The sequence below is a fragment of the Endozoicomonas sp. ISHI1 genome, from assembly GCF_024606225.1.
Classification (GTDB): Bacteria; Pseudomonadota; Gammaproteobacteria; order Pseudomonadales; family Endozoicomonadaceae; genus Endozoicomonas_A.
The window spans coordinates 82,699-100,299 of the sequence record NZ_JAGRPU010000018.1; the positions used below are offsets into that span (position 1 = coordinate 82,699).

The following is a 17,601-nucleotide window of genomic DNA, read 5'->3' on the forward strand; positions in this document are numbered from 1 at the left end:
AACGGTTTCCAGTTTTTTTTAATAACGCCGGATTGAATTTGCTGAGGAAACTGATGACCAACGAAGATTCAATATCAACCCCCAGCGACACTCTCCTGACAACACATGGGGTTGAAAACTCTGACACCAGTAACCAGCCTGTTTTCTCTATCAGACTGAATCGTAAGCTTTCAGCAGAAAAGGTACTGAGTGACGATCAGTTACCGGACGGCAGAGCCGTTAAATGTAATCCGGCCTTTCAGCCCCTCACTGAAGAGTCCTCTCTAACTGAAGAGCAGGTATACTTTCATGCAGTTGAGGAAGGCAAAATCGCCAGTTATGCCCCCCGGCATAACACCATTGATCTCAACCAGTTATTGAGCGGAAAACATACATTGCCTGCCGGTTTACAGAGACTGGCTACCCTGCTCTGTACCAGGAAACAAGCAGTCAATGAGGATCTGATTGATCAGGTATTGTTCCGTCTTAATCATGATGCCAGTGACAGCCATTGCGATTGCGAGTCCAGCGATGGGCAGGCTTACGCCATCAACCTTCTGGATCCAGCGCATCAACGACTTTTGATTGTGAACTATGAGGGTCAGCAATATGAACTCTATCCTTCTTCCTGAGTACGCCTGATACCAGGAATGCCCGTCGCCCATCCTGAGTTTCCTCCGGTTGGGTATTCTTTCTCACCCACAGGTAACCATTGTCGAGACGCGCTATGAACAAGAAAGAACTTGTTGAAAAGGTCGCGGAACAATCCAACCTTTCAAAGAACAAGGCAGAGCAGGCCGTCAATGCCTTCATTCAAAATACCCAGGATACCCTGGCAAAGGGAGATATCGTGCAACTGATAGGATTTGGAACTTTTTCAGTGGTGGATCGAGCGGCACGCAAGGGAAGGAACCCGCAAACGGGCCAGGAAATTCATATACCCGCCTGCAAACTGCCTCAATTCAAACCCGGCAACAAACTGCGTGAAGTGGTGAAATAGGCAGACGACTCAAAGCTGTCTGCCGGATCATCACCCAAACCGCCATGATCAAAAAACACTGAAGACCGGTCAGGACAAAGCCAACAAGGCTTTTGTCCTGACCGGTCTTCAGTGAGTCTTTCATTGCAGTAAAAGTAATTGTTTGATTCACAGTCGTTAGAAAGACGCTTTTCAGCACTTATATCAAGCAATAATGTATTAAATTGATCAGAAACTGTATTTAAGCCCAATGGATATTACTGAACTTTCGCTGGCTGCTCCTCCTGCATCCTCAACATAGTATGTATCCAAACCATCATTGATCGTCACATTCATGTTTTTCTCAGAAAATTTTGTGTAAGCATATTCACCATAAATCTTCATTACCGGATTTAAATGATAGGCATAATTAAGTGATAAAAAAGTGTAAGTTGAATTGCCATCACCTTCGCTTTTAAAAGTAGTGTTTCTAAGATGGTGCGTGTCGAAGTCATCCGCTTTAACCAGGGGACTCCATTTTACTTGAGCACCAAACTCAGATTTTCCGCGTCTGTAGTTTCCGCCCAATCCCAGATACAATGTTGAAAATTTTTGCTCGTATGAAATGATAAGAGTGTCATCAGGAAAAGTGCCGACATATTGACCGAAACCGTAATTGTATGAGCCTCCTCGTGCCTCATACTGTGTTTTTTGACTTAACAGGCCGCCAGTAACACCCACTTTATAGTGACTTTGCGAAAGCAACCAATAAGAAGCACTCAGATCTATTGTGAAGGCTTTGGTTGTTTTTGTATCAGGGTGTTTTGATATGTGAGATGGTTCCGATATTCCTGATTCCCAGTCCCAGTCTCTATCTGTCATATGGCCATCGCCATCAGTTAAGGTCATCCAGTAGTTTGCAGTAAATGTCCAGCTTGCGTTTAAATCCCAAATTGCACCTAGCTTAATAACAGGCGCATTGTCAGTTTTCCAATCGAGTTGACTGACTTTCTCAGCGCCGAAATACACTAATTCGGTTGCCTCTCCATTTAAGACGCCCAACGAGCCTTCTAATGTTACTTTGGCATGTGCGCCGGTATCTGCAACGGCAAAAATCGGCAATAAAATTAGCTTTTTCATCACTCACCTCTAATAATTGAGGTGCCAGCATACGTGCCTATGATGCCGATCATCCCATGGCTCTCATAACATTGAGAATGGCTCGCTTTTTCTTCAGGTTCATTCTGTTCAGGTTACGTATGATTTCATCATCGACTTGGGTGTCGCAAATGGTATCGGCGGGTGAAGTCAGGTATTGGTTCCCCCTGCCCGTCGCCAACCATTCAAACGACACTTCCAGTAGTTCGGCCATTTTTCGGAGGTTTTCAAGACTGGGGCTGCTCATTTCAGTTTCCCACTGAGCCAGAGCACTCCGGGAGACACCGATCATATCAGCCAAAACTTGTTGAGAATAACGCTTTTCCTTGCGTGAACGAAGGATCCTTGTTGTCAGGTTCATCCTTGAACTCTCGTTGATAATCGAAAAAAATACTTTATTAAAATTCAGTGTAACACATGCTCTGGTAATGACCGGTTGTAATTAGGAAACCCTTTCTTCACAACCCTGACCTCTAATCTGCTTTTACGATCAGACCGGTATCCAGGGCTGGCCTCAATGCATCCAATACCTGCCCGGACTCAATCACTTTCAGGCACTGGTTATCTACGCAGCTGGTCTTCCTGTGATTCCCGGCACTGACACAGGGCGAACAGGGCAATCCGGCATAGATGGGCGTTGAATTCCCGAGGGCACCATAAAGTGCAGGCGTTTCTGGCCCAAATATCACAAAAGTTTTCAGTTCTGTGACGGATGCAAAATGGGGAGGGCCTGAATCATTGGACAACATCAGTTCAGAGATCGAGTAAAGGGGGACCAGTTCCCTGAACTCAAAAGCTCCGGCAGTGTTGAGACAGCGCTCATGATCAACCTGCTGTCTGAGCATTTCAGCTTCCGGACGCTCTGCCGGAGCACCGGTAATCACCACCAGAATGTCGGAGTATTCAGCCAGCAAGCTCTGAATAACATCCACATAACGATCTTTCATCCATCGTCTTTGGGGGAGCAGGTCACTGGCATTCGGGTTCACCAATACCAGACGCTGGATACCGGGCTTAAAGTCACTGTAAAGAGATTTCAGCTTAGTGACGACCGATGACCTCAGGTCACTGTTCACTTCCGCTCTGGCCAGTTCAATAGTCTCGTCAAATCCATCTTTTTGATAAGGCTGATGCGGTGCATTTTGAGAAGCCTTTACCAGAGTCATAAAGTTTCTGGAAATATGACGGTGAGGGTTGTACATCACCGGATGAGTTAAATGATTACCCCGGTAAAGCCCCTCTTCGTGAACCCGATCAAAACCTGTCCGGTTGCCGGCACCGCTGAGACGGGTAAGGATGGCTGTAAAACGGGAGAACAACTCCAGATCAATAACCGTATCAATCTTCTTTTTTCGACACCAGATCAGGAATTTAAGGCTACTGAGTGCCAGACTGAAAAGGTTATCTGGTTTAATCAGGCAAATATTGTCCCGGTCAACGGTATTTAATAAATGCAGGCTGACTGCATTTTTCTCAAAAATGACAAAATGTAAGGTTTTGCCCTGCCCTTTCAACCAGCGCATGGAGGGGTCAGCCAGAATGGCACTGCCCATTTCAGACAATTCAATAAACAGTACATTGCTGGAAACTGTTTCTTGCCCCTTGCGAATCCAGTCAAAAGGCCAGAAAGCCAGTTTCAAAAGCAAGCAGAGCGGGACACCTACATAGTGATCAACCCATCGCATAGTATCTACTTTCACAAGTTGGCTCCCTTAGCTACATTGGACTTTCGTCCTGCAAATACAAATACCGTTGCTATGGTGAAATTAAATAGCATGCCTGCCAAAACACCAGACACGAGCGCCAACTGTTTGTATTCCAAAAAGAAAGGCACAAAGCTCGTTAATAAATAATAGGTACCCCAGTTGGGAATAAAACTGACCACACACATAGCCAGATACTTACTCCATTGCTTCAGTTTTTTCTCCTTGGGGACATGGGAATAGGTAAAGTTACGATTCCAAAACCAGTTCCAACTGGCAGCGACCCAATAGGAACCTCCTCTGGCCATCAGGTGAGGAACTCCCAGCCACTGGCCTAACAGGGTGTAAACACTCATATCCACCAGGAATCCACTGGCTCCTACCATACCGAACTTGGTCAGTCTCTGCCCCAACAGAAACAGTTTATTGAATAGGGTTCCGGATTGCTTCATGCGAACTGCCAGCTCGTCCTGATAAAGAGAGCGCAAACAGTGAACGGACAAGACAAGAGCCAGCAGCGCAAGTACAAACTGTAAATACATAATCACTTTGTAGGAGCGAAAACCATTGTCGTATAGCGGCAGTACGACCACACACAACAGACCCAACAGGATAAAGACTACACGACTCTTAAAGCCCGATTTCAGTTTACTGGCCAGAAAATCCCCTATTACTGCAGCCAGAATACCCACCCAGGCACCCAGAAAAATATCAAACGGCCAATGCGCCCCTACAACAACGCGTGATAATGCAGAAAAGGCTGCAACCAAAAGAATCAGATATTGAATGCGTGATTTTAAATAAAGAAACGCAAGCCCAACTAAAAGAAAAACCGTACCGCTATGCCCTGAAGGCATAGTATCTGTTTTTAGTACAGGCCCCAGGACATTCACGGCTTCAAGCCCCAGCTCGCCGACAGGACGTAAAGAGGAAAGAAGAGCCTTACCACCACTCAGCAAGAGATCACCCACTAGCATGGTGAAAATAATAGCCAGCTGTTTATCGGGCATTTTGTAGAACAACAACATGGCCAGGGGAAAGAGGAAAAAGCCATCTCCAAGGTTGGTTAATAACACCCAGAAAATAGCAGTGGGTGATTCAGAACCCCATTCATTAATATGATAAAAAACTGAATGATTAAGCGGAGTCACTGAGAACACAGCCACAAAGGGCAGCAGAAAGCAACTGGCTTTATATATTGTTGAGCGAGACCGGCCAGAACCTACTCCGAGCAAATCGGACATTCCTTATATAACCTCAATACCCTATGAAAACAGCTCTCAGTAATAAAAATGATGATTCACCCTGAATAGATGAAAAATGTTTAACAGTAAAAACCAAGTTACTACAGACAGTAGAATATGCAAAGACCGTATAAAAAACAGATATAAACCCAATGTGAAACTAAAGGAGTATGGACGGATGCAAAGATAGAAAGTTTCAAAAAAAACCATCAATAAACCATCGATAGGATTTCCTGTAAAAAACGACTCAATGAGCCGGTTTACACCGGTAAAACTGGAATCTATTAACCGTAACAGTATCCACTCCGGACTCTGTTTCATCGACCAGACTGCACGAAAAGTTCTGTATTTCAAGATGATCATTCCCAGGAACTGTTTGCTTGTCCCGCACCAGCAGACCATAACTATCGGCTTCTGGTTTACCATGCCAGAAATCAAACTGGGTTAAACGGTCGGCCAACACTTGAACGGGCTCTGGATAGGCGTACCAGGCTATACGACTGGCCTTAGTCCAATTATCCACCATCAGAACCGGTTCCAACCCCTCTTCTTCCTGCCACTTCTGCCTCAATAGCTGTGCCTGTTCAGCTGCCGCTTTCCAGCCCACCAGATCCTTAATGGCTGATGCCATGAAAGGGAAAGTAGAAAGAGGCATAAATGCCAGAAAGAAGAACACGAAGCCAATCAGTCCAAGTGACAGGGAGGAGGAAAAAACAGCCAGACTTTTCAACCACCAATGGGACCAGCCAAGGCAGATCCAGTAGGCCGACAAAGGCGCCAGTAATGTCCAGCCAAGGGCTGGCCAGTTAGGCAACACAGTACCATCACCGGCAGACCAGCCAATAACAACCAGTACCGGAAAAGCACTCCAGACAATCAACCAGCAGGATGCCCTGTCCTCCTCCGGGATTCGTTTCCTGATCAGTGAAAAAGCAGCGGCTATGGCGGCCACATAAGCCAGAATGGAATAAAGAAACATTTGTGCTAACTGCATGACCAGTGCATCTTTCAGAGACCACTCCTCAACTCCGACACCACGATCAAACTGATAAGCCAGAGACGCCCAATCGTTGTCAGCATTCCAGACTAATACGGGAGAGATCAATATCAGTGCTATCAGGGCGGCCAACCATGGACCGGCCTGTCGAAGCCAACTCAGTCCCTGATACTGAATCATGAACAGGGTCATGCCCAGGGGCAGGAATATCGCAGTGTATTTACTCAACCCTGCCAGCCCGTAAACGATGCCCAGACCCAGCCAATACAGCAAACGATTTTGATTATGGATACGGTAAATCAGTTCCAGAGACAAAAGACCAAAGACCATCAGAGGCAGATCGGGCACCAGCCCCCACCCCATCAGTTGCAGCATAGGTGCCGTATTGATCAGAAAGACGGCAACCAGCCCCACCCAGGCTGGGCCATCAGGAAAGAGAATCCCGCTGAGTCTAAACACCAGATAACTGCTCAACGCATAAAGAATCGCAGGGACAAGCCTTACTGTAAATTCATCGTAACCCAGAGGGGCTATCAAGGTCTGTAACCAACCCACCATAGGCGGGTGATCAAAATAACTGAGGGCCGGATACAGGGCATAAAGTGCATAGTGAGCTTCATCGACACCCAGCGACACTCCGGGTGCCATGGCTAAATGAATCAGGAGCACCACAATAATGATACCCCAGGAGGCAACTCGCCCTCGTTCCTGCATGAAACCCCCGGTTAAAAGGATTGGATAAAGCCTTCAACCATCATTCCACTACCATTTAGCATTCTTTATCAGGCAGATGGTGGGCAAACTCTTTGAATCTGTTTACAGCTTTCTCCAAACTGAAACAGAACAAACCGGCCTATTACTCTACGACAAGTGCTGTCTAAAAAAAAGTCAATTAATGAATGATGATCATTTCATTTTGATCCAGTCCTGCAGGTTAAAGACCAAGGATCTGTATAAGGGGAATATGGAAAAAATAGCGAAATCAGACAGGAAGCATTGGACGAGCCGGTCATTTCCGACCCATCCGGCAACGCGCTTTAAACGGCCAGCGTCAGAAACAGACCCGCAATAGTAGCACTCATGAGGTTTGAAAGTGTACCAGCTACAACCGCTTTCAAACCAAAACGAGCGATGTCATGACGACGGTTAGGTGCCATGGAGCCCAGACCACCCAGCAAAATAGCAATGGATGAAATGTTAGCGAAACCACACAAAGCAAAGGTCAGAATCGCCTGGGAACGATCAGACAACAAGGCAACACCGGCTTTCGCTGCTGCTTCAGCATCGACATAGTTTGCCAAACTACTGAAAGCAACAAACTCGTTAACGATCATTTTTTGACCCAGGAAGCTGCCCGCAGTCAGAGCTTCAGACCAAGGTACACCGATCAGGTAAGCCAGAGGAGAGAATGCATAACCCAGGATCAGCTCGATAGTCAGGTCCGGATAACCGAACCAACCACCAGCCCAGCCCAGCAAACCGTTGAGCATGGCAATCAGGGAGATGAAAGCCAGTAACATAGCACCGATCATGGCAGCCAGTTTGAGCCCACTGGCAGCACCCGAAGCAGCCGCATCGAAAATGTTAGCTGGCTTATCTTCAGCGTTCTGCTGCTCAATGTCGTCTATATCATCATAAGGTCTCTCGGTTTCAGGCTTGATAATTTTTGCCATCAACAGGCCACCCGGAGCTGCCATAAAACTGGCAGCAATCAGGTACTTAAGCTCAACCCCCATACTGGCATAGCCCACCATGACCGCACCGGCAACGGAAGCCAAACCACCCACCATAACGGCAAAGAGTTCGGACTGAGTCATGCGGCTGATGAAAGGACGAACCAGCAGAGGTGCTTCAGTCTGGCCAACAAAAACGTTAGCAGCAGCAGACAGTGATTCTGTGCGACTGGTGCCGAGTAATTTGCGCAGAGCACCGCCAAGTAGTTTGATGACAAGCTGCATGATACCAAGGTGATAGAGCACCGCTACCAGAGCCGCAAAAAAGATAATGACTGAGAGAACATGGACAAAGAATATAAAGCCCAGTTTGAAGCTGGCCAGTTCGCCAAAGAGAAAACCAATACCATTATTAGCATATCCCATAACAGCATTTACGCCGTTGGTAATAGCTTCCAGAATGTATTGTCCGGCGGGGATATACAGAACAAATGCGCCGATACCTGCCTGAATGGCAAAGGCACCACCCACCGTTCGCAATTTTATTGCTTTACGATTGTCCGAAAGCAGTATTGCAATACCCAGCAGGACTGCGATTCCTACCAGGCTTATAAGCATGTGTTGCATGGGGATGATCACCTTTAAACAGAGTCTCGGGGCATTATACTTATATATTTATTGGCTTTAGTAGAAAGTAATTACCGAATAAAAACATAATAATGACAAACCCTATCTAAAATTCGCCTCAGGTATCAGCAAGGATGATAAGCGTTTCTTTGACCTTCCCGCACTTATCAAAATAACGACTACTCTTGCTAAAGGTCAGCCCGCCCTCGACCCAAGCAACCTAAAAAATTGCTACAAAAGTACTCTCTGACTAAAATCTTTGGCTGATGGTTATTCGTTGGTGTAATTAAAGATAACTTCATTCGAGGCGGTGCACCCAATCATGATCTCTCCGCCTTTTCAGGTAACTGCACAGGACCGGGTTGCGTTGCACCCACCCATTTCAGGCCTGGCTTCTTTTACAACTGCGATCCAAACCCGGGCTCGTGTGCCGTCAGTCACGACTACAGACAAGACAACGGACAAATTGTCAACATTAATTTAACGGTCCCATCTGGCTCGGAGGAAATACTACCGTTTGTCGCAAATGGTGGCAGGGCGGAAGCGCCTTTCCATTTTCAAATACCCACTGTTCGTCTGTTCTGTTCGATAAAATTCGTATGAGTCTACGCCCCCGGGACCATTCTTTGGTACTATGATTGCCTCGTCTGATAGATTAACACTGGCGCATTGATTGTATGGAACTGACCGGCTCTCAACAGAGGGTAACTGAGCATGTAAATGGACATGCCCTTTGTATAGCAGTAGCCGGTTCAGGTAAGACCACTACCCTGGCCTTTCTCATTAATGAGTTACTGAACCAGGGTGTTTCCCCTCGACGCATCGTGGTTATGATGTTCAACAAGTCAGCCCAGCTGGACTTTACCGACAAGCTCCGCAGACGATGCCGACAGTGGCCGGTTCTTCCAAAAGTCCGAACCTATCACTCAACGGGCCTGAGACTTTTGAAGTCGCTCGAAGAGTGGGGGTTGAGATCGTCCTACAATCATCGCCCCCTGACAGAGAAAGAGATCGAGCTGAAAGTCCGTGAGCTTTTGCTGGCATTAGCACCTGACGTGCTTCAGGACAGGATCAAAGCAGACAGCGCCCGATACATTGAAGTGGCTGCCGGTTTTATCGATAACGTTAAGGCCAGTTTGGACAAGCCTTCCACAGTCCTGATGCGGGCAGACTATCCCGATCATTTTCAATTTCTGGTGGAACTTTTTGAAACCTTTGAGCAATGGCGCCACCAGCATCGCAGAATAACCTTTATGGATATGCTGTACGACACAGTATGTTTGATAGAAGCCAACCCGGAAATCATCCCCCGCATCACCAACAAAATAGATCGAATTATAGTGGATGAATACCAGGACACTTCAACCTTGCAACACAGGTTGACACGCATCATCGCTGGAGACAGAGCCAAAGTGATTGCCGTAGGCGACCCCGATCAAACCATCTATGAATTTGCCGGGGCCAATATTCAGAATATTCTCCGGCACTTCGAAGCGGATTATGCCCGCACCGATGCCGTTCACGAGTTGACTCTGCCTCATACCTTTCGCTATGGCCACGAGATCGCCATGGCAGCCAGCCACCTGATCAGTCGTAACAAAAACAGAAAAGGTGTGATCTGTATTGCTCACCCGGACAACCCGGATTCAAGCATCTCAATCTCACAGGGAGCTGGCGAAGATACAGAGCGGGTATTGGCAACCATTCAACAGCATATTTCCGGCTCCGGGTCGCAGATAGCTGTGCTTTTAAGAGTCTGGGCACAATCGGTGCCATTGGAACTGAGGTTGTTGGCAAGCGGTCTACCCTACCAATGTGAAGGCCCTTACCTGTTTGACCGTCCTGAAATATCAGCCTTGATCGCTGCCCTGAGAATAGCCTCTGGTGATTTGCAGCACTTAAACTCTGCCGCTCGATATGAGGTATTGTCTTTGCTGTTTACCCTACCTCATTTGGGCATAAAAGCGGCTCTGGTAAAGCAACTTTCCGCCAACCTTCAAGAGCACAATCAACTTTGGGGGAAAGAATTGGGCCTTTCAGCCAGCAAAATCGCTGGCATCAATAATTATCAACGCCAGAAACTGTACGACAGGGCTGAGATATTGCTATCACTGGAAAAAACATCGAATCAGGAATCTGCCACTGCGGTACTGCAACGCTACATTCAACGCACGGAGCTCAGGGAAAGTCTGCAATCCATGAGCCTCAACGATCAGAGAACGGAAGAGCAATTGCTGGCTATCGATGGTTTTCTCAGTTACCTGAGAAAAATGAACCTCACCGTCAGTGACAGCTGTTTGCACCTGGACGAATTGAGATCCAGACAGAATCAACAAACCAGACACTCCGGGCAGCATGCCTATGACCAATCAGAACAGATCGTGATCAGTTCCTGCCATCGGGCCAAGGGACTGGAATGGCCCATCGTTCTGATTCCGGGACTGACCCAAAAATACTGGCCGTTCAAAAGAGAGGATGAACTGACTCCGGGCAGCAGTGAAGATCTGGAAGCTGAAAGGAGACTACTTTACGTCGCCATGACCAGGGCCAGAGAAAAACTCTATCTTTTTACCGGCAACGGATCCCTGAACACCAGAGCCAACAGCTGGATGAATAACGACTCACAGCAGATCAGCCTGTTTCTAAAAGAAATGCAGATCCCCCACGTCAAATCCGTTTGCCAGTCACTCAATCAGACTTCTGAAGATGAACTGGTCAATCAACTCAAAAAAACTGGTCTGACCAGAGCGGCACGTCAATACTTTCAGGCAATAAAGCCGAATCTGGCAAAACGGCTTGAAACAATTCCTTCACTGGCAGAAAAGCATCGCTCCAAGTCTGCCTCTTCAGTACGCAGTCCGGCCTATCTATCAGCACGACAGAACATCTTTCGCAGGGAAGTGCCAGAAAACGCACCTTGGCAGGTGAACCGGAGACTCAGACACAGTATTTTCGGAGAGGGTAAAGTCATTGAAGTCAATGACACCAACTTTGTCATCCTGTTTGACAGGCAGCATAGTGTAAAAAGATTTGCCCGCAATGAGCAGGTTTTACATCTGTTTGAATTACTTTGAACGCTCCGCCAACCAACTGATAGAAACCGTAAAGCCGCTTCTGGCTTTCTCTTCAATACTTATCATCCAGGTAATTTTGTGTGTTCTGCCAATGAATGGCGAAAATACCATCCCTGAACTATACATTATCCCGGAAAATAAAAAGGCCGAAGGACTGTGAATGAATAGCAGGTTCCTGATCATACTTATCAGGTTTTACCAACTGGAAAGGTTAGCCAAGGTAGGCCGCTTATAAAGTATTTATCACTCATCAATCTCATACTGGATGCAATCAAAAAAAGAGGCTGCTTCAGGCAGATTAGGTTTGGCTGTTCATTTGCTTCTGGCAAATCAATTACCCTGATTAAGGACACGAATAATGAAAATATCCGGTAAACCGATAACGATACTCTCATGCTTAATATTTATATGTTCAGTTGCCCATTCAGACATATCGAAAGAACAACAACTTAACTTATTGAGCCACTACAATAATGCATCGTTAGTTGAAGACGGTCTGAAACTGGTAGGCATTAGTTCCAGGCTGGCAGTTTCTACCGTGATCAGTTATGGATTCTGGTACGGCATCTGCAAATCAAACGAGCCGCTATCTATCCTTACGGGTCGGTTTGACCTATCCGATATAGAAAGAAATAATTTACAAGAGGTCAAATCTTCTTTTTGTAATCAACTCGCATCCATTATTACCTCTACTGAGGTTGCTTTGGCCGGACATGTACGACCCTGGCCTTTTGCTCAGCCGCTTCGATTTGTTGGAACAGGATTCATTGCCTACAGAGCGCACAATAACGACAATCCTTATTTTACACCCATAATAACAATGGCTTACTTTACGCACGAGATAGTGGCCAGGACGATAGCCGGAGCCTCTGTCATACAGGCTCTGAGGAATGATGACAGACCTGAAATCCATCCTGAAGATTACGCTCACAGTGAATATACTATGTTGAAATCAATCGCTGGCATGATGGTCGGGACAATAGTTCATAACGAGTTTATTGCCAAGGGCTCTTCTCGAGTAGAAGCCATCTTTGCTTACGTGATATCTGCTTCAGTAACACAGGCTTTAACTTCATTATTCTCTTTACCACCCTCTAATTCAGGCGATAGTCATGCCTTCGAGCCAGAAAGAACAGCAGCAAACTTAGCCGGAGCCGGAGTCATAGCCGGATCAATAGCCGGAGCCACAGCCGGAGCCATAGCCGCTGGAACCGCCTTTGACCGACTCTTGTTCATAGCCGCAGTTAGCACTCTGTCTTTATCGCTACCCAAATTTGAATCTTCATCCCAACTTAAAGACAAAATCAATGCTGGAGCTATGTCCGGGCTCATAGTCGGCGCCGGAGTCATGAAACTTCTGACAATACAAAACTCAAACCTGGACTCAAATCATTTATTAAGAAACGTTGCTATTACTCTGGCTCCTGCATTGGCTCTCGCTCTGATCAATGGCGTTTCAAACTATGACATCTATGGTTTCTCACTTGAAGAAAGTTTCACCGAAACAGCCCGTAACCAATGGAAGAAGTTTTATGCTCCTTTGGATTATTTGCGCACCTTGTTTAATTGACAGATAGTTGTTTTGAAAGCTTGGCGAAACGGTTGGATGACATTCAATCTGGACTGACTTTTCTCTTCGCCCGGGCCTCTTGCCCGGGCGATTTAACAAAAGCCCCCTTCCGACTTTTATGACCGTCTACGTCCAAAAACACCTTTGATCGTTCCAGACAAAAATTGCTCCTGACTCATATAGCACGACAGTTAACGCCTGCCAATGAATGGCGAAAATACCGTAGCTGAACTATATAGTTTCTTGCCAGCAGTGTGGGTCAAATGACTAGAGCAGCATGAGAGTTCCTGTTTGTGCTGATCAGGTGAAGCCGTCTACTCCCACGGGAGTGTATTCACGCTTCATTTACTCATTAAAAGCCAGTATCCGGTTTAAGGATATAAATAATGAAAATACACGGTAAATTGTTACCGCTGTTCTCGTGCTTGGTATTTATAGGTTCATTGGCACATTCAGGCGCATCAAAGGAAGAAAAATATTACTTGTTGGGTCACTTCAATAATGCATCGTTAGTTGAAGAAAGTCTGCAACTGGCAAGCAGTGGTTCCGAGCTGACAGTTTCCACCGTGATCAGTTATGGATTCTGGTACGGCATCTGCCAATCAGCCGGGCTGGTATCTACCCTTACGAGTCGCCCTGCCCCCCCCGATACAGAGGAAAGTGAGTTACAAGAGTTCAAATCTTTTTTCTGCAATCAACTCACAGCCGTCATTACCTCCACCGAGGTCGCTTTGGCCGGGCACGCATGGCCCTGCCCCTTTGTGCAGCCGCTGCGATTTGTTGGAACGGTATTCATTGCCTATAAAACGTACACTCATTACGATCCTTATTTCACCCCTGTTTTGACCATGGCTTACTTTACTCATGAGGTAATCGCAAGAACGATAGCCGGAGCCTATACGATAAAAGCTTTAAGGTATCACGGACGTATAATCGAACCTAAAGATTATGCCAATAGTGAATATATCATGTTGAAATCTATCGCTGGCATGATGATCGGGGCAATAGCTTATAACAAGTTGCTCGCCGGAGGCTCTACTTATACAGAAGCGTTTTTTGGTTACCTGATATCTGCCGCAGTGACAAGGACTCTAACGGCACTATTCTTTCTACCAGCATCTGATTCAGGCGCTGATCATGCAGTTGGAGCAGATAGCTTAGCGGGAGCCGGAGTCATATCTGGATCAATAGCCGGAGTCATAGCCGGAGCGATAGCTGTTGGAACCCCCCTTAACGAACCATTTATGCCAATGGCCGCACTTGGCACATTGGTTGTCTCTCTAAAAGAGTTTGAATCTTCATCCGAAATTAATAACAAGATCAATACTGGAGCTATAGCCGGACTTGCAGTAGGAGCCGGAGTCATAAAACTTCTGGCACTACAAAGCTCAATCCTGGGCTCAAGCCATTTATTAAGAAATGTCGCTATTACCTTGCCTCTTGCATTGACTATCGCTCAGATCAATGGCGTTGCAAACAATGCTGTTTATGGTTTTTCACTTGCAGAAAGTTTCACCAAAACAGCCCGTAACCAATGGAAGAAGTTTTATGCTCCTTTGGATTATTTACACAGCTTGTTTAATTGAAACACTGAACTAAAAGGTCTTTTGCCAGAAGTAAGTGGCAATTAGCTAGCAGCCTGTCGGACTTAAGGCTGTCCTACTGCGGTTGCAATAAATTGGTCTAGAAATTCCTGCTTCTTCGTCAAATAGCTCGCTATTCTCCTCAGAAGCAGAAATTTTTATCCTCAATTTCTTGCAATCCTCGCTACGGACGCTTAAGTCCGACAGGCTGCTAGGGCATGACAGTTCCTGTGTGTGCTGATCAGGTAAAACAGTTTATTCTTGGTATGGGCATATTCACTCGTCATCTGCTCAAAAAAACCAGCACACAAATTAAAGATATCAATAATGAATGTATCCGGTAAATTAATACCACTGTTCTTGTGCTGGTTATTTATAAGTTCATTGACTTACTCAGGCGTATCGAAAGAAGAACAATTTAACTTATTGAGCCACCACAATAATACATCATTAATTGAAGACGGTCTGAAACTGGTCGGTGGTAGTTCCGGGCTGGCAGTTTCTACCCTGATCAGTTACGGATTCTGGTACAGCATCTGCAAATCAACCGAGTGGGTATCTACCCATACGATTCGGTTTAGTCTGTCTGGTACAGAGCAAAATGAGTTACAAAAAGTCAATTCTTCTTTTTATAATCAACTCGCAGCCCTTATCACCTCCACTGAGATTGCTTTGGCCGGACACTTATCACTCTGGCCTCCGGATCAGCCCTGGTGGCAGCCTCTGAGATTTGTAAGAACAGGACTCGTTGTTTATAACACATACACTACTGACGACCCTCATTTTATACCCTTAATAGCTATGACTTACTTTACACGTGAGACAGTGGCAAGAACGGTAGCCGGAGCCTGTACCGTAGAGACTTTGAGGCATCGTGCCAGACGTTCAATCCAACCTGAAGATTATACCTACAGTGAATATGCCATGGTGAAATCAGTCGCTGGCCTTATGGTCGCGACCATCGTTTATGACAAGTGGGTCACCAAAGGCTCTTCACATATAGAAGCAATCTTTCCTTATCTGGTGCTTGCTTCATTGGCAGAAACAATATTAGCAACGGGCTCTTTTTCAGTCTTTAATTCGGGCAATAGTAGTACAGTCAATGTAGAAGCAGAAGCCTTAGCCGAATCAATAGCCGGAGCCACAGTTGGAGTCACGGGAACCCTATCTTCTGAGGACTTAAACCTGTTCCTTTTCGCAGCCGCATTCAGGACTCTGGTACTCTCCCTACCTGCAGTTGAATCGTTATCCGGAGTTGAAGACACTGTTCTGACTGGTGTAATGGCCGGACTCGCAATCGGAGCCGGAGTCATGGATCTTATGTTAATAAACAAACCAGAACCGGACTCAAACCATTTATTGAGCAACGTCGCTATAATCTTGATTCATGCATTCACCCTTGCTCTGATTAATGGCTTTTCAATCAATGCTCTATATGGCGTATCGCTGGAAGAAAGTTTTTTCGAAACAGCCCGCAACCAATGGAAGAAGTTTTATGCTCCTTTGGATTACTTGTACACCTTATTTAATTAACAATGATTGAGATGCGAGCGACGGTTAACCAGATTAGATTTCATCTTATAAATCGCCAAACAATGATGGCGAAAATCCCATTCCTGCACTATAAACTCTCGTGGAAACAACAAAATCCTAAGTACTGGTGACAGTCTCCTGCGTGTGCCTACCATGTTTTCACAACCAAAACAAATGGGTTAATAGTGGTACGGGAAGACTCGGTTTGTCGTTTTCCAATAAGAAATCAGTTACTCCAGTTAAGGATATGAATAATGAAAACATCCGGTAAACTAATACCGATCTTCTCATGCTTGTTCTTTATCTGTTCGGTCGCTCATTCAGGCGCATCAAAGGAAGAAAAATATTACTTGTTGGGTCACTTCAATAATGCATCGTTAGTTGAAGAAAGTCTGCAACTGGTGAGCAGCAGTTCCGAGCTGGCAGCTTCCACCGTGGTCAGTTACGGATTCTGGTACGGCATCTGCCAATCAGCCGGGCTGGTATCTACCCTTACGAGTCGCCCTGACCCTCCTGGTACAGAGGAAAGTGAGTTACAAGAGTTCAAAGCTTTTTTCTGTAATCAACTCGCAGCGGTCATTACCTCCACCGAGGTCGCTTTGGCCGGGCACGCATGGCCCTGCCCCTTTGTGCAGCCGCTTCGATTTGTTGGAACGGTATTCATTGCCTATAAAACGTACACTCATTACGATCCTTATTTTACACCTGTATTGACCATGGCTTATTTTACTCATGAGATAATCGCAAGAACAGTAGCCGGAGCCTATACCATAAAGGCTTTAAGGAATCATGGACGTATAATCCAACCTAAAGATTATGCCAATAGTGAATATATCATGTTGAAATCTATCGCTGGCATGATGGTCGGGGCAACAGTTTATAACACGTCGGCCTTGAGAGGCGTTACTATTGTAGAAGCAGTCTTTGCATACCATGTATCTGCTACAGTGGCAGGGACCTTAATAGCACTATTCATTCAACCAGCATCCAATTCAAGTGCTGATCATGCATTTGGAGCAGATAGCTTAGTCGGAGCTGGAGTCTTAGCGGGATCAATCGCCGGAGCTGGAGTCTTAGCGGGATCAATTGCCGGAGCCACAGCCGGAGCGATAGCTGTTGGAACCCCTCTTAATAACCTATTCATGCCCATGGCCGCACTTGGCACTTTGGTTGCCTCTATAAATGAATTTGAATTTTCATCCGAAATTAATCACAAAATCAATGCTGGAGCTATAGCCGGACTTGCAGCAGGAGTCGGAGTCATGAAACTTCTGGCACTACAAAGCTCAATCCTGGACTCAGACCATTTATTAAGAAACATCCCTATCAACTTGGCTATTGCATGGACTATCACTGAGATCAATGGCGTTGCAAACAATGCTGTTTATGGTTTTTCACTTGCAGAAAGTTTCACCAAAACAGCCCGTAACCAATGGAAGAAGTTTTATGCTCCTTTGGATTATTTACACAGCTTGTTTAATTGAAATACTGAACTAAAAGGT

The 17,601-nt window shown here is 45.9% G+C and carries 13 protein-coding genes; 7 read left to right on the forward strand and 6 right to left on the reverse strand.

What is annotated here, in order from left to right:
* Positions 1 to 53 precede the first annotated feature (53 nt).
* Both KBW69_RS13080 and KBW69_RS13085 read left to right on the forward strand, forming a co-directional pair.
* Entirely contained in the window at positions 54 to 611 is a 558-nt protein-coding gene (locus KBW69_RS13080) for a hypothetical protein (protein WP_257281142.1), read from the forward strand.
* Between the two features lie 95 nt (positions 612 to 706).
* Positions 707 to 979 (forward strand): HU family DNA-binding protein, encoded by a 273-nt coding sequence (locus KBW69_RS13085; protein WP_257254590.1) that lies wholly within the window; start codon positions 707 to 709, stop codon positions 977 to 979.
* 207 nt (positions 980 to 1,186) lie between these two features.
* Here the strand turns inward: KBW69_RS13085 and KBW69_RS13090 are convergent, their stop codons facing one another.
* From KBW69_RS13090 to KBW69_RS13115, 6 genes are all read right to left on the reverse strand, one after another.
* Positions 1,187 to 2,077 carry an omptin family outer membrane protease gene (locus KBW69_RS13090; RefSeq protein ID WP_257254589.1) on the reverse strand — a complete coding sequence of 297 codons (891 nt, stop codon included), beginning with the start codon at positions 2,075 to 2,077 and terminating at the stop codon, positions 1,187 to 1,189.
* A 49-nt stretch (positions 2,078 to 2,126) separates the two neighbouring features.
* A complete protein-coding gene (locus KBW69_RS13095; RefSeq protein ID WP_257254588.1) occupies positions 2,127 to 2,456 on the reverse strand; it encodes a helix-turn-helix domain-containing protein in 330 nt (109 codons plus the stop codon).
* 112 nt (positions 2,457 to 2,568) lie between these two features.
* Positions 2,569 to 3,795: a glycosyltransferase family 9 protein gene (locus KBW69_RS13100; RefSeq protein WP_257281143.1), complete on the reverse strand. Its 1,227-nt coding sequence runs from the start codon at positions 3,793 to 3,795 to the stop codon at positions 2,569 to 2,571.
* Positions 3,792 to 5,042 carry a GtrA family protein gene (locus KBW69_RS13105; protein ID WP_257254586.1) on the reverse strand — a complete coding sequence of 417 codons (1,251 nt, stop codon included), beginning with the start codon at positions 5,040 to 5,042 and terminating at the stop codon, positions 3,792 to 3,794. The genes KBW69_RS13100 and KBW69_RS13105 overlap by 4 nt, the downstream gene beginning before the upstream one ends.
* A gap of 247 nt (positions 5,043 to 5,289) precedes the next feature.
* A complete protein-coding gene (locus tag KBW69_RS13110; protein ID WP_257281144.1) occupies positions 5,290 to 6,753 on the reverse strand; it encodes a glycosyltransferase family 39 protein in 1,464 nt (487 codons plus the stop codon).
* Between the two features lie 323 nt (positions 6,754 to 7,076).
* Positions 7,077 to 8,339: a NupC/NupG family nucleoside CNT transporter gene (locus KBW69_RS13115; protein WP_257254584.1), complete on the reverse strand. Its 1,263-nt coding sequence runs from the start codon at positions 8,337 to 8,339 to the stop codon at positions 7,077 to 7,079.
* 677 nt (positions 8,340 to 9,016) lie between these two features.
* Between KBW69_RS13115 and KBW69_RS13120 the strand changes: the two genes are divergently transcribed.
* From KBW69_RS13120 to KBW69_RS13140, 5 genes are all read left to right on the forward strand, one after another.
* Complete coding sequence (locus KBW69_RS13120; RefSeq protein ID WP_257254583.1) at positions 9,017 to 11,413, forward strand: ATP-dependent helicase; 2,397 nt, start codon at positions 9,017 to 9,019, stop codon at positions 11,411 to 11,413.
* Between the two features lie 457 nt (positions 11,414 to 11,870).
* Positions 11,871 to 12,983: a hypothetical protein gene (locus KBW69_RS13125; RefSeq protein ID WP_257254582.1), complete on the forward strand. Its 1,113-nt coding sequence runs from the start codon at positions 11,871 to 11,873 to the stop codon at positions 12,981 to 12,983.
* A gap of 386 nt (positions 12,984 to 13,369) precedes the next feature.
* On the forward strand, positions 13,370 to 14,569 hold the full coding sequence (locus tag KBW69_RS13130) for a hypothetical protein (protein WP_257281145.1): 1,200 nt from the start codon (positions 13,370 to 13,372) through the stop codon (positions 14,567 to 14,569).
* Positions 14,570 to 14,992: 423 nt separating this feature from the next.
* Positions 14,993 to 16,099: a hypothetical protein gene (locus KBW69_RS13135; RefSeq protein WP_257281146.1), complete on the forward strand. Its 1,107-nt coding sequence runs from the start codon at positions 14,993 to 14,995 to the stop codon at positions 16,097 to 16,099.
* A 254-nt stretch (positions 16,100 to 16,353) separates the two neighbouring features.
* A complete protein-coding gene (locus KBW69_RS13140; protein ID WP_257281147.1) occupies positions 16,354 to 17,583 on the forward strand; it encodes a hypothetical protein in 1,230 nt (409 codons plus the stop codon).
* The last annotated feature ends 18 nt before the right edge of the window (positions 17,584 to 17,601 follow it).

Bases quoted from the DNA above. Each gene is read 5' to 3' on its own strand.
- KBW69_RS13080 (WP_257281142.1), top strand. From the start codon at position 54: ATGACCAACGAAGATTCAATATCAACCCCCAGCGACACTCTCCTGACA.
- KBW69_RS13085 (WP_257254590.1), top strand. From the start codon at position 707: ATGAACAAGAAAGAACTTGTTGAAAAGGTCGCGGAACAATCCAACCTT.
- KBW69_RS13090 (WP_257254589.1), bottom strand. From the start codon at position 2,077: ATGAAAAAGCTAATTTTATTGCCGATTTTTGCCGTTGCAGATACCGGC.
- KBW69_RS13095 (WP_257254588.1), bottom strand. From the start codon at position 2,456: ATGAACCTGACAACAAGGATCCTTCGTTCACGCAAGGAAAAGCGTTAT.
- KBW69_RS13105 (WP_257254586.1), bottom strand. From the start codon at position 5,042: ATGTCCGATTTGCTCGGAGTAGGTTCTGGCCGGTCTCGCTCAACAATA.
- KBW69_RS13110 (WP_257281144.1), bottom strand. From the start codon at position 6,753: ATGCAGGAACGAGGGCGAGTTGCCTCCTGGGGTATCATTATTGTGGTG.
- KBW69_RS13115 (WP_257254584.1), bottom strand. From the start codon at position 8,339: ATGCAACACATGCTTATAAGCCTGGTAGGAATCGCAGTCCTGCTGGGT.
- KBW69_RS13120 (WP_257254583.1), top strand. From the start codon at position 9,017: ATGGAACTGACCGGCTCTCAACAGAGGGTAACTGAGCATGTAAATGGA.
- KBW69_RS13130 (WP_257281145.1), top strand. From the start codon at position 13,370: ATGAAAATACACGGTAAATTGTTACCGCTGTTCTCGTGCTTGGTATTT.
- KBW69_RS13140 (WP_257281147.1), top strand. From the start codon at position 16,354: ATGAAAACATCCGGTAAACTAATACCGATCTTCTCATGCTTGTTCTTT.